At 71.5% G+C, this 12114-nt stretch carries 10 protein-coding genes; 5 read left to right on the forward strand and 5 right to left on the reverse strand.

From position 1 onward, the window contains the following. The first annotated feature begins 50 nt into the window (after positions 1-50). Together eccD and mycP are read left to right on the forward strand one after the other, a co-directional pair. Positions 51-1445, forward strand: a complete 1395-nt coding sequence (eccD, locus tag RM788_RS22030) for a type VII secretion integral membrane protein EccD (protein WP_315933625.1) — start codon at positions 51-53, stop codon at positions 1443-1445. Between the two features lie 24 nt (positions 1446-1469). Further along, complete coding sequence (mycP, locus tag RM788_RS22035) at positions 1470-2906, forward strand: type VII secretion-associated serine protease mycosin (protein WP_315933626.1); 1437 nt, start codon at positions 1470-1472, stop codon at positions 2904-2906. A gap of 174 nt (positions 2907-3080) precedes the next feature. On the opposite strand, the gene RM788_RS22040 is transcribed toward mycP, so the two are convergent. From RM788_RS22040 to eccB, 3 genes are all read right to left on the reverse strand, one after another. Continuing rightward, positions 3081-4259 (reverse strand): WXG100 family type VII secretion target, encoded by a 1179-nt coding sequence (locus RM788_RS22040; protein ID WP_315933628.1) that lies wholly within the window; start codon positions 4257-4259, stop codon positions 3081-3083. A 7-nt stretch (positions 4260-4266) separates the two neighbouring features. Continuing rightward, on the reverse strand, positions 4267-4632 hold the full coding sequence (locus RM788_RS22045) for a hypothetical protein (RefSeq protein WP_315933629.1): 366 nt from the start codon (positions 4630-4632) through the stop codon (positions 4267-4269). 81 nt (positions 4633-4713) lie between these two features. Continuing rightward, positions 4714-6345: a type VII secretion protein EccB gene (gene eccB / locus RM788_RS22050; protein ID WP_315933631.1), complete on the reverse strand. Its 1632-nt coding sequence runs from the start codon at positions 6343-6345 to the stop codon at positions 4714-4716. A gap of 162 nt (positions 6346-6507) precedes the next feature. Here eccB and eccE point away from each other — a divergent pair, with 162 nt between their 5' ends. From eccE to RM788_RS22065, 3 genes are all read left to right on the forward strand, one after another. Beyond that, the gene (eccE, locus tag RM788_RS22055) at positions 6508-7854 is read left to right on the forward strand and encodes a type VII secretion protein EccE (RefSeq protein ID WP_399344378.1); all 1347 of its coding nucleotides are present in this window, start codon (positions 6508-6510) and stop codon (positions 7852-7854) included. Positions 7855-7925: 71 nt separating this feature from the next. Next, on the forward strand, positions 7926-8579 hold the full coding sequence (locus RM788_RS22060; RefSeq protein WP_315934712.1) for a polyadenylate binding domain-containing protein: 654 nt from the start codon (positions 7926-7928) through the stop codon (positions 8577-8579). Positions 8580-8831: 252 nt separating this feature from the next. Then, entirely contained in the window at positions 8832-10427 is a 1596-nt protein-coding gene (locus RM788_RS22065; protein WP_315933632.1) for a S8 family peptidase, read from the forward strand. A 180-nt stretch (positions 10428-10607) separates the two neighbouring features. Here RM788_RS22065 and truA read toward each other — a convergent pair whose 3' ends face one another. Beyond that, positions 10608-11396, reverse strand: a complete 789-nt coding sequence (gene truA, locus RM788_RS22070) for a tRNA pseudouridine(38-40) synthase TruA (protein WP_315933633.1) — start codon at positions 11394-11396, stop codon at positions 10608-10610. Positions 11397-11455: 59 nt separating this feature from the next. Further along, a complete protein-coding gene (gene rplQ / locus RM788_RS22075) occupies positions 11456-12070 on the reverse strand; it encodes a 50S ribosomal protein L17 (RefSeq protein WP_315933634.1) in 615 nt (204 codons plus the stop codon). Positions 12071-12114 lie beyond the last annotated feature (44 nt).

Genomic DNA, 12114 nt, shown 5'->3' on the forward strand with positions numbered 1-12114 from the left:
GGGTGGACCTGTTCGGCGGAACAGGCGGAACAGGACTTTAGGGGGCACTGGTGGCGACCGGTACGACGGTGTTCAGCCGGGTGACGGTGGTTGCGCCGCGAACGCGCATCGACGTCGCGCTGCCGGCCGACGTGGCGGTGGCCGACCTGCTGCCGATGCTGCTGGACATGGCCAAGGAGGCCACTCCGGACGGCGGCGTGCGGCACGGCGGGTGGTGCCTGGCGAAACTGGGCGACAGCCCTCTCGACCCCGGCCGCACGCTCGCGTCGCTCGGCGTGGTCGACGGCGACCTGCTCCAGCTGCGGCGGCGCAACGAGAACCCGCCGCCCCCGCTGTACGACGACGTGGTCGACGCCATCGCGGAGTCCAACCCGGACAGCTTCCGGCCGTGGACGAAGGAGACGGCGCGGCGCTACGGCCACATCGCGGGCGCGCTCGCGCTCATCGCCTCCGCCGTGTCGCTGTTCCTCGCGGGCGGCGTCTCGGGTGGCAGCAGCCTGGCCGTCGCGATCACGGCCGGTGTCACGGCCGTCGTCGCGATCGCCGCGGGCGCGGTGGTGGCCAGGTCCTACACCGCGGTCGACACGGGTGTGCTGATCGCCGCGGCGGGCGCGCTGCCGATGAGCTTCGTGTCCGGCCTCTACACCGTGCCCGGCCAGCTGGGCAGGCCGAACCTGCTGCTGGCCAGCGTGCTCGTGCTGATCTTCGCCTCGGCCGCCATCATGCTGATCGGCCAGGGCATCACGGTGTTCGTGGCGGCCGCGACCGCCGCGGGCCTCGGCGCCATCGCGTTCCTGGCGGCCACGCTGATCGCGCACCCGGTGCAGGGCATCGCGGCGGCGGCGGCCGCGTTCTCGCTGGCGGCGCTGTCGGTGCTGCCGCGGATCACGATCCAGCTGGCGAAGCTGCCGCTGCCGACCGTGCCGGGCAGTGCCGAGGACCTCAAGGAGGACACCGGCTTCCCGGAGTACGCGGTCATCGAGCGGCGCACCGCCATCGCCCACGAGTACATGACCGGCATGATCGTCGGCAGCGGCGTGGTGGCGGCCGTGTCCGCCATCATCGCGGCCTCCGACGGCTCGGTGTTCGGCCCGCTGCTCGGCGGCGCCGTGACCCTCGTGCTGATGCTGCGCGGCCGGGCCTACGCCAACGGCGCGCAGGCCGTGGCGCTGCTCGGCTGCGGCATGCTGTCCGGCGCGGGCCTGCTGCTCGGCTGGATGATGGAGGCGTCGCCCTCCACCCGGCTGCTCTACACGTTCGGCGCTTTCGTCGTCGCCGCGATCGCGGCCCTCGTGCTCGGCGTGATCTTCCCGAACCAGAAGTTCTCGCCGGTGCTGCGCCGGACCGTGGACGTGCTGGAGGGTGTGCTGATCGCCTCCGTCCTGCCGCTCGCGCTGGCAGTGATGGACCTCTACACCGTGATGCGCCAACTCATCGCGCCCTGACCACCCGCGAGGACGCCTACCACCATGCGTGTTTCCCGCACCGTCAAGAAGGCGGCCGCCACGGCGGCCACCGCGCTGCTGCTCGTGACCGGCCCGCTGGCGCTCGCCCCCGCGGTCGCCGCGGCCCGGGCCGCGCAGCCCGCCCGCCCCAACTCCGAGCCGCCCGCCGTCGACCGCTCCCTCCTGGACCAGCCGAAGGAGCCGGAGCCGGACGTCAAGTACTCGAAGAACGCCAAGGGGTGCATCGCGTCGGACACCGGCAACCGCATCGTGGCGCCGAAACCGCACGCGCAGATGGTGCTGCGGCTGGACGACGCGCACCGGTTCGCCACCGGCAAGGGCGTGAAGATCGCGATCATCGACACCGGCGTCGAGGAGCACCCCCGGCTCAAGGGCCGGGTCGAGGCGGGCGGCGACTACGTCCTCGCCGCGGAGAAGGGCACCACCGACTGCGACGGCCACGGCACCGAGGTGGCGGGCGTGGCCGCGGCCAGCCGCGACGAGTCGACCGGGTTCGTCGGCGCGGCACCGGACGCCCAGATCCTGGCCATCCGGCAGACCAGCGACCGGTACGAGTTCAAGGACACCACCGGGGCGGACTCCCGCAAGTCCGCGGGCAAGGTCACCACGCTCGCGCTGGCGATCGTCCGCGCTGTCGACAAGGGCGCCGACGTCATCAACATCTCGCTGACCTCGTGCGACACCCCCAAGGAGCCGAGCACGGGCGAGCGCAAGCTCCAGGCCGCCATCGACTGGGCGGTGAACGAGAAGAACGTCGTCATCGTGACCGCCGCGGGCAACATCGGCACCGACGGCACGGGCTGCCCCGAGCAGAACGACAACCAGAACACCGAGACCGTCAAGGTCGTCGCCTCGCCGCCCTGGTACAGCAAGGACGTGCTGTCCGTCGCGTCCATCAACGACCGCGGCGAACCGTCCGCGTTCAGCGTGTGGGGCCCGTGGGTCAGCATCGCGGCGCCGGGCGAGGACATCACCACCCTCGACCCCAAGGGCCAGGGCCTGACCAACGCCAACGCCGACGAACGCGGCGCCCTCACCAGCATCCAGGGCACCAGTTTCGCGTCGCCCTACGTCGCGGGCATCGCCGCGCTCGTGCGCGAGCGCTTCCCGAACCTCACCGCCCGCCAGGTGATGGACCGGCTCACGATGACCGCCCAGCACCCCGGCAACCCGAACGGCAAGGACCACAAGGTCGGCGCGGGCATGATCAACCCCGTCGCCGCCCTCACCGCCGAACTGCCGTCGGAGCGCGCGGGCGCGGTCGCCCCCGAGATCAAGCCGCTGAACACGGACCTCGGGCCCGGCAACCACAAGGACATGACCCCGCTCATCGTGGCGCTGTCCGGCACCGGCATCGGCGTCGGCCTGCTCCTGCTGACGCTGTTCGTGGTCCACACCGTGAACAGGAACCGCGGGCGGTCGGTCGTCCGCCGGATCTGAGCGGAGCGGCTGCCCGACACCCGACGCGCGAATCGGGGGTCCTCCACTCCGGAGGGCCCCCGTTCCCGTCCCGAAGGTGGGAAACGCCGTCACAGCAAGGGAAGATCGGGTGTCGACCGGCCACTTGAGACGACCGCGGCCAAAACTCGCCACGCGGTCCCGAGCGGTCCGGGACTACTCCCCCACGACGGGCGGCGCGGTCTTCCCCGGCTTGCCGAACACCTCTTCGGTGGACCCGGCGAGGCGCACCTTGGACTTGTGCTCCTTGTCCCCGCCCTGCTGCCCGCCCGCGCCACCCATGGGCGCCATCATCCCGCCGCCCGCGGCCTGTCCGCCCTGGGCGCCACCACCACCCGCGGCCGCCGCGGCGACGGGCCGGGCCGCCTGCTCCACGGTGCGGGGCTCCTGCACGGCCGTGTACCCACCGGGCTGCGTGGGCTGCGTGGGTGCGGCGGGCGCGGCGGGCACGCTGCCCACCGACCCGGCGGAACCCCCGACCGAGCCTCCAGGAACGCCTCCGGCGACCGAACCCCCGCCGACCGACCCCGTCGCACCACCGACCGCCCCTGCGACGGCAGCGGGCGCCTCAGGCTTCCCGGCGGCGGGCGACCCGGTGTCGAGGAGCGACCCGCTCATCGACCGCACGGCCTGCGAGGACTGCCCGGTCTGCTCGTTCTGCGCAGCCTGACCGGCCTGCCCGGCCCGCGAACCGCCCGCGGCGGAACCCGCCTCCGCGAACTGCCAGTTCCGCTCGGGGTAGGCGTGCTCCACGGTCGGCCCGGCGAACTCGGGGTCCTCGCCGCTCAAGCCGTCGCACAGCCGCCCGAACGCCTCCAGGACGTCGCGGACCGACTCGTACATCTCCCTCGCGGGGTCCTTCAGGTCGTCCAGGTGCGCCACGATCCGGGCGTCGCCGTCCAGCGGCAGCCCGGCGGCGCCGGACACGGTGTCGGCGGTGTCGCGGAACACCTCGGCCATGTCCTGGACGATCCCGCGGATGCCCTCGGCGGTCTCGTCGAGCGCCTCGCCCATCGCGACCATCACGTCGGACATGTCGTGGCCCGCGAGGCCGACCTGGCGCATGTGGTCGACGAACGAGTCGGCGGAAGCGCCCTGCCAGGCCGAGTCGAGCCTGCCCAGCGGCTTCAGCAGGTCCTCGGTAACCGACTCCGCGGCCTGCCCCGCCGCCCGCCAGCGCTCGGCCTCGTCGTGCAGGTCGTTCCAGTCGCCGACGACCGGCGTGAAGTACTCCTCGACCAGGTCCGCGACGCCCAGCCTGCGGCTGAGCTGGGAGAGGTAGTCGAGGTCGGCGCCGACCTCCGACTCGATCCCGCGACCGTCCTTGCCACGCATGACGCCCCTAGACCTGGTCGGCCTTGTTGATCAGCCGCACGGCTTCGTCCTCGGTGCCGCCGTAGTGCCCCGCCACGTCGTGCAGGCCCTTGCCCGCGGCCCTGAGCACGTCGCACGCGCGGTCCAGCTGCCGGTTGAGCAGCCTGGACGCGCGGGCGTAGGCCTCGGCGGTGCGCAGGTCCCCGCCGATCCCGCCGAAGCTCTGCGGGCGCAACGGGTTGTCGTGCAGCTCACCCCGCGCCAGGGACAGCTCCCCGGCGGCGTCCTCGACGCGCTCGGCGTAGAGCTCCAGCCACGCGCTGTCGACCTCGATCCGGCCGGGGGCCGAGGGTGTCGCCGGGTGGCCGCCCAGCCTGCGTGCGACGTCGTCCACCCGTACCTCCCCGCCCCGAACAGTGCGCCACCGACTCCGACGGCCCCGGACTTGATCCGGTTCCGCCGGAGCCGAGGGGGATCAGCCGCCCGCGGCCTTCTTCGCCGCCGCGTCCTCGGGGAGCACACCCGGCGCGCTGGGGATCGAGTCGTAGCTGCGCGAGGCGTCGTTGCGGTTGAGCTGCGGGCCGTTGGGCAGCAGGCTCACGATCGACTCCGGCGCGGGCATGAAGCCGTCCTTGCCGAGACCGAGCGCGCCGCTGGTGAGCGTGTCCGGGATGCCGTACTTGACGCCCCGGCCGGTGATCAGGTGGATGGGGCCGCTGCCGTAGTCCTGGATGGACGTCGAGCTGCGGACGACGCCCGCCTTGCCCGCGGCCATGATGAACTGGCTGACGACCTCGCCGGTCGCGCCCGCCTGGTTGATCTGCACCGGCACGGCGTCCTTGGCTCCGGGGAGCACGGCCGCGACGGTGACCTCGGTGTGCTCGGACCTGTTCTCCGCGCCGACGTTGTCGGCGCGCCAGCTCAGGCACATCACGCTGTTGTCCGCGTTCGCGTCGAGGACCGCGGGCACCTCGGTGGGGAAGTCGCCGAGGTCGAGCTGCGAAACGACGGTGCCCACCGTGGAGAGGTCGATCTCCTTCGGCTTCACGTCGCCCTTGTAGGCGAACCGGATGATGTCGCCGACAGCGGTCGGGACCTCCTGCAAGCCCTTGTCCAGCGCGACGTAGTAGACCGTCTTCTCGCCGGTGCGGGTGGCCTGGAGCACGTCGCCGACCACGACGCCGCCGTTGATGTAGTTGATCTGCGTGCCGAGTCCGGGGATGGCGGGCGCCTGGAGCTTGCCCACCTCCTGGATGGTGTTCAGCAGACCGGAGCTGATGGGCCTGGGGACCTTGCCCTGCAGGCGCAGCGCGTTGACGACCTTCTGGTCGGAGAGGTCGACCTCGGCCCGCACCGTGCTGGTCGACGTGAAGCGGCTGTCGTCGGGCCGCTTGTAGATCAGGTAGGCCTTCTTCGCGTCCGCGCCGGCCTTCACGAGCACGGCCTTGTTGCCGTCCAACGGCTTCCCGCCGCCCGCGATGCCCGCGAGGACCGTGGTCTTGTTCTTGGCCGTCGCCTCCGGGTTGATCGCGGCCTGGTCGAGGGTCAGCTGGTCGCAGACCGACCATTCCGCGCCGATCCGGTCCTCCTGGGCGGCGGGCATCATGTCCGGCCCGTCCGGGATGCCGGTCAACCGTCCCTTGGGGATCTTCGCGAGCGCCTTCTCGCTGACCAGCTTGGGTTCCCCGCCGCTGACCGCGGCCGGGGCGGTCGCCGAGCCCGCCGCCGCGTCACCGCCGCTGACGCTGCCGGTCTGGCCCTTGTCCGGGCTCGACTCCTGGAGCAGGAGGAGCCGCGCGGACGCGAGGTTGGTCATCGGGATCAGCACGCGGGGCGACTGGCGCACCACGTAGATCTGGCCGGTCTCCTTGGAGATCGCGATCTGGGTCTCCGCGTCCAGTTGCGGATCCGGCGAGAACAGGCCCCAGATCAGGAAGCCGATCATGCCGACCGCGCCGAGGACGATGCCGACGAGCGTCGCCCGCGAGTGGTTCCGCATCGGGTCGTGCAGCATCACCGCGTCCCTGCGCACCAGGGCCGACTGCATCCGGCGCAGCACGAAGCGGTATGCCTGGACCTGTGACTTGGTGGTGGGTGTTGATGCCATTCTCGGCTCGCTGCTCTCCCAGTCGCGGTACGGTTCGGCAGGATATCCCCATGAGGGCCGCTCCGTGACCGGGTTGACGAGACCCGGCGTGATAAGCCTTCCGGGACATCTTCCTCGTAGCCCGAGGTGCACCGAACATCGAGGGGAAAGAGACCAGAACGGATGTCCGTGACCACTCCACATCCGGGCCCGCCCAACCCCGGCATGGCTCGCCCCTCGGGACCTCCTCCGCAGGGTAAGCCCACGGCGCCCCCCGCCGCCCTGGCGCGTCCCCCCGTGGGCCGGGCCCGGCGCCGCGCGGCGGGCGCGAGCCTGGGGTCCCTGCCGGTCGCCAACCTGGTCGTGCTGGAGGTCGGCGTCGCGATCGGCCTCGTCCTGCTCACGATCGACCTCGGCCTGGTGTACGTCGCAGGCGGCATCGCGTTCGTCGCGCTGGTCGTGGCGTTCGCGCGCAGGCGCGGCCGCTGGCTGACCCAGTGGGTCGGGCTGACGGCCCGCTACAACTTCCGCTCGCACAGCCGCACCGCCAAACGGGACGCCCCGACGGAGATGAAGCCGCCGTCGGAGGAGGAAGCCTCGGTCATCGGACCGGACGACCCCCGCGTCGCCCTGCTGCGGCTGGCCGTGCCGGACCTCGTCATCGCGCGCGGCCAGGACCACGAGCGCAGGCCGCTGGGCCTCGCGTGGCACCAGGGCGCGTGGACGGCCGTGCTGCTGGTCGACCCCGCTCCGGGGCTGATCTCGCCGGTCGGCAGCGCGCCGAGCCTCCCGCTGGGCGCGCTCGCCCCGTGCCTGGAGGACCGCGGCGTGGTGCTGGACGCCATCTCGGTCATCTGGCACTGCTACCCCGGCAGCGCCGCCCTGCCGCCCGGTTCGCCCGCGCTGGCGTCCTACATGGAGGTTCTCGGCCCGCTGCCCGCGGCGGCCAGGCGCACCACGTGGATCGCCGTGCGGCTCGACCCGAAGCGCTGCGCGGCCGCGATCAGGGAGCGCGGCGGCGGCGTCATCGGCGCGCACCGCGCTCTGATCGGCGCGCTGTCCCGCGTGCGCAACGCGCTGGAGTCCGCCGGTGTGACGATCCGCCCGCTCGACCCGGACGAGCTGATCCGCGCGGGCATCTCGGCCGCCGAGCTGACCGCGGTCGCGGGCGGCACGGGCAGCGTCTCGCTGCGCGAGAAGTGGTCCGGTGTCACGGCGGGTGGCGTTGGTCACGCCAGCTACGCGATCACCAGCTGGCCGTCGAAGGGCATGCGGGACAACCTGAACTCGCTGACCGGTGTGCGCGCGCTGTCCTCGACGCTGTCCATGTCCATCTCGCCGAGCAGCGAGGACGGCCAGGTCGGGCTGCGCGGCCTGGTCCGGGTCAGCGCCCGGACGCAGGCCGAACTGGACAAGGCCGACAGCAGGCTCAAGACGCTGAGCGGCAAGCTCGACATCACGCTCACCCCGTTGCGCGGCCTCCAGGTCGCGGGTCTCGCGGCGACGCTGCCGCTGGGAGGTGTGGCGTGAGCAACTCTCGACTGCTGGACGCGCAGGGCCGGGGCAAGGGCATCGCGCCGGAGTTCCTGGTCTCGCCCGCGATGCTGGACGTGGTCAGCCCGAGCGGCGACCACGGCGGCATGGTGCTCGGCTCCGGGCTCAACGGCGAACCGCTGACGATCTCGGTGCTGCGGTCCGCGCCGACCCGCATGGTCGTCGTGGGAGGCCTCTACCTGGCCCGCCAGGTCGCGCTGCGGGCGATGGCGACCGGCGCGTGGATCACCATCGCCACCGGCAGGCCCGCCGCGTGGCAGCCGGTGCTGAGGGCCGCGGGCAACGGTCCCGAGGGCAGGCCGTCGGAACTGGTGCAGATGCGCAGGCTCAGCCCGGTCGAGCTGCCGAGGCCGTCCGAGGACGCCCCGCTGCTCGTCGTGCACGACGGCGGCCACGTGCCGCAGGAGCTGTTCCCGCCGCGGTCGCCGTGGCAGACGACGATGTACGTGCTGCCGTACCTGCACCCGCAGGCGTCGAGCACGGCCAGTTCGGCGGACCTGGTGCTGCTCCAGCGCCTGCCGGTCGGCCAGGCGCAGCTGGCGAGCCAGATCTGGCGACTGCCGCCGCAGATGGCGCACCAGCTGACGACGCTGAAGGACGACCAGGTGGTGGCGCTCGGCCAGAACCTGTGGCGGCCGCTGCGATTGGTGACGACGCCGGGCGAGCAGCAGATCCTAGGGGCTGTGCGCCGGGGAGACTGACTTTCCCATTATTCGGATACCAGTCGTGCCCCGGTCCGTTCAGGACCGGGGCACAATTTTTTGTGCGTGTCCATCGGCTCCACGAAGCAATTCATTCACAGGCCGGCCAAATCTGTGGACAATCCGTCTCCCGGTTTGTCCCGTCAAATTCTTGCGTTGCGCGGCGAGGGAGAATATCAAATGCCGTAGGGCACGGAGCGGATCGACCACGACACGCTCCGTGCACACCCTGCGATGAGGGAGAACCCAGATATGGGAGATGTTCGGGAATCTTGGGCCAGAAGGGCGGCCGTCCTCGGACTGGCCACCACCACCGCGGTGGCGATCACCGCGGCGCTGACCGGCGCATCGGCCGGCGCGGCCCCGGAGGGCGACATTCGCGGGCTGAACACCGCGAAGGCGTTGAAGGACAGCTACATCGTGGTTCTCAAGGGCGCAGGCGCCGCCGACGTCAGCTCGACGACCGCGAGCCTGAGCGCGAAGTACGACGCGAAGGTCAAGCACACCTACCAGAGCGCCGTCCGCGGCTTCTCGGCGTCGATGACCGAGCAGCAGGCCCGCAAGCTCGCCGCGGACCCGGCGGTCGCCTACGTGGAGCAGGACTCCGAGGTGAGCGTCTCCGACACGCAAACGCCCACAACGTCGTGGGGTATCGACCGAATCGACCAGCACGCGCTTCCGCTGGACAACTCCTACACGTACCCGAACAGCGGCGAAGGGGTGACGGCGTACATCATCGACACCGGCATCCGATTCAGCCACAGCGAGTTCACCGGTGGCCGTGCCGTTTCCGGTATCGACACCGTCGACAACGACGCCGACGCCACCGACTGCGCGGGACACGGCACGCACGTGTCCGGCACCGTCGGGGGCACGAAGTACGGCGTCGCCAAGGCCGTGAAGCTCGTCGCCGTCCGCGTGCTCAACTGCGCGGGCTCCGGCACCTACGAGGGCGTCATCGCGGGCATCGACTGGGTCACCCAGAACCACCTGGCCAACCCCGGCCCGGCGGTCGCCAACATGAGCCTCGGCGGTGGCGCGAACGACACCGTCGACCTCGCCGTGACGAACTCCATCGCGGCGGGCGTGACCTACGGCCTCGCGGCGGGCAACAGCTACGGCGCCGACGCCTGCACCACCTCGCCCGCGCGCACGCCGAACGCCATCACGGTCGGCGCGACCGAGCGGACCGACGTCAAGGCGGTGTACTCGAACATCGGCACCTGCCTGGACATCTTCGGACCCGGCACGGACATCACCTCGTCCTGGCTGACCGACGACAACGCCAGCAACACCATCAGCGGCACCTCGATGGCCACGCCCCACGTGGTCGGCGCGGCCGCGGTCTACCTGGCCACGCACCCGGCCGCCACGCCCGCGGAGGTCCGCGACGCGCTGGTGAACGGGGCCACGGCGGGCGCCATCCCGGATCCGGGCACCGGATCGCCGAACAAGCTGCTGTTCCTGGTCGGCGGCGTCACCGGCCCGCCGCCCACCGGCTGCACCCCGCAGGTCAACGACACCGACGTCGCGATCCCGGACAAGGGCGCGGGTGTGACCAGCTCGATCACGATCTCGGGGTGCAAGAACAAGGCGTCGACGACCGCGAAGGTGGAGGTGCACGTCAAGCACACCTACCGGGGGGACGTGGAGCTGTCGTTGATCACGCCCAGTGGGGCTGTGCGGATGTTGAAGGCGTCCAACGGGAACGACACGGCGGATGACGTGAACGCCACCTACACGCTGGACCTCTCCACCGAGATCGCCAATGGCGAGTGGAAGCTCCAGGCGAAGGACGTCTACGCACAGGACACCGGGTCCATCGACTCGTGGACGCTCACGATCTAGGCCGCCAGCACCAGCAACGACAGGGCCCCTCACCCACACGGCGAGGGGCCCTGCCCCTGTGCGGCGCAACCAACCGCGAGTCGAACCCCCAGACACCCCGTGTCGAACACTCAGACACCCCGAGTCGAACCCCCGGTCACGGCATCCGAACTGCGCGGGACCAGGGCGGGCATCCCGGTGTCAGCTCAGGACGCGGACGTTCCTGGTGATGGCGGAGCGGGCGGCGAGTTCGGTGTCGGGTGGGTAGTCGACGCGGACCAGGGCCAGGCCGTGGGGTGGGGCGACGGTGACCTGGCTGGAGCGTTCGGTGGACGTCAGCAGCGAAGCTGGCCAGGTGGGTGGTTTGCGGCCCTCTCCGACGGCCAGGAGGGCGCCTACGAGGCTGCGGACCATGCTGTGGCAGAACGCGTCGGCGGAGACGCGGGCGGTGAGGACGGCGTCGTCAGCGCGTACCCAGTCGAGGCGTTGCAGTTCGCGGATGGTGGTGGCGCCCTCGCGGCGGCGGCAGAAGGCGCAGAAGTCCTTTTCGCCGAGCAGCAGGGCGGAGGCCTCGGTCAGCGCGTCCAGGTCCAGCGGGCGGGGCCAGGAGAGGGTGTCGAGGCGGCGGAGGGGGTGTGCGCCTGGGACGGCGTCGGTGACGCGGTACTCGTAGTGCCTGCGCATGGCGGAGAACCTGGCGTCGAACTCGGTGGGCACGATGCGCGTGGCGAACACCCGGACGTCCGGGGGGAGTGCGCGGGACAGTCGTTTCGGCAGGCCGTCGACGTCCGTGGTCAGTGGCAGGTCGACGTGGGCCACCTGGCCGGTCGCGTGCACGCCGGCGTCGGTGCGGCCGGCCACGGTGAGGCGGACGTCCTCGCGCAGGACCATGGAGAGGGTGTCCTCGAGGACGCCGCAGACCGTGCGGCGGCCGGGCTGGCGGGCCCAGCCGGAGAAGTCGGTGCCGTCGTAGGCGAGGTCCAGGCGCACGCGAACGAGCCCGCTGTCCCCAGTGGGGGCAACGGGCTCGTCTGCGATGAGCGGGTCCGTCAGGACTCGTCCTTCTTGTCCTCGGCCTTGTCCTCGGCCTTGTCCTCGGCCTTGTCCTCGGCCTTGTCCTCGGCCTTCGGGGCCTCGTCAGCGCCCTCGGCGGGAGCTTCGGCGGCGTCCTTGGTGGCGGACTCGGGCGTGTCGGCGTCCTGGTCCACGACCTCGGCCTCGTCAGACTCGACGGCGGCCGGAGCGGCAGCCTTCTCGTCCTTGGCGAACTTGGTCTTGCGGGCGGCCTCGGCCTCCGTGGTGACCAGCTTCTGCTGCACGAGTTCGATGACGGCCATGGGGGCGTTGTCGCCCTTGCGCGCCAGCGTCTTCGTGATGCGGGTGTAGCCACCGTTGCGGTCGACGAAGAACGGACCGATCTCCGCGAACAGCTTGTGGACGATGTCCTTGTCGCGGATGACCTTCAAGATCTCGCGACGGTTGTGCAGGTCACCGACCTTGGCCTTGCTGATCAGCTTCTCGGCGTACGGCCGCAGCCGCTTCGCCTTCGCCTCGGTGGTCGTGATCCGGCCGTGGGTGAACAGCGCGGTGGCCAGGTTGGCCAGCATGAGCCGCTCGTGGGCCGGCGACCCGCCGAGACGGGGTCCCTTAGTGGGGGTGGGCATCGCTTGCTCCTCGGATTACTTTCTGATCCTCTGCTCCGGCCCAG

It is taken from the genome of Umezawaea sp. Da 62-37, assembly GCF_032460545.1.
Classification (GTDB): Bacteria; Actinomycetota; Actinomycetes; order Mycobacteriales; family Pseudonocardiaceae; genus Umezawaea.

Excerpts from the sequence above, each read along its gene's own strand:
- mycP (WP_315933626.1), top strand. The coding sequence starts at position 1,470 with ATGCGTGTTTCCCGCACCGTCAAGAAGGCGGCCGCCACGGCGGCCACC.
- eccB (WP_315933631.1), bottom strand. The coding sequence starts at position 6,345 with ATGGCATCAACACCCACCACCAAGTCACAGGTCCAGGCATACCGCTTC.
- RM788_RS22065 (WP_315933632.1), top strand. The coding sequence starts at position 8,832 with ATGGGAGATGTTCGGGAATCTTGGGCCAGAAGGGCGGCCGTCCTCGGA.
- RM788_RS22060 (WP_315934712.1), top strand. The coding sequence starts at position 7,926 with ATGCTGGACGTGGTCAGCCCGAGCGGCGACCACGGCGGCATGGTGCTC.
- rplQ (WP_315933634.1), bottom strand. The coding sequence starts at position 12,070 with ATGCCCACCCCCACTAAGGGACCCCGTCTCGGCGGGTCGCCGGCCCAC.
- RM788_RS22040 (WP_315933628.1), bottom strand. The coding sequence starts at position 4,259 with ATGCGTGGCAAGGACGGTCGCGGGATCGAGTCGGAGGTCGGCGCCGAC.
- eccE (WP_399344378.1), top strand. The coding sequence starts at position 6,508 with ATGTCCGTGACCACTCCACATCCGGGCCCGCCCAACCCCGGCATGGCT.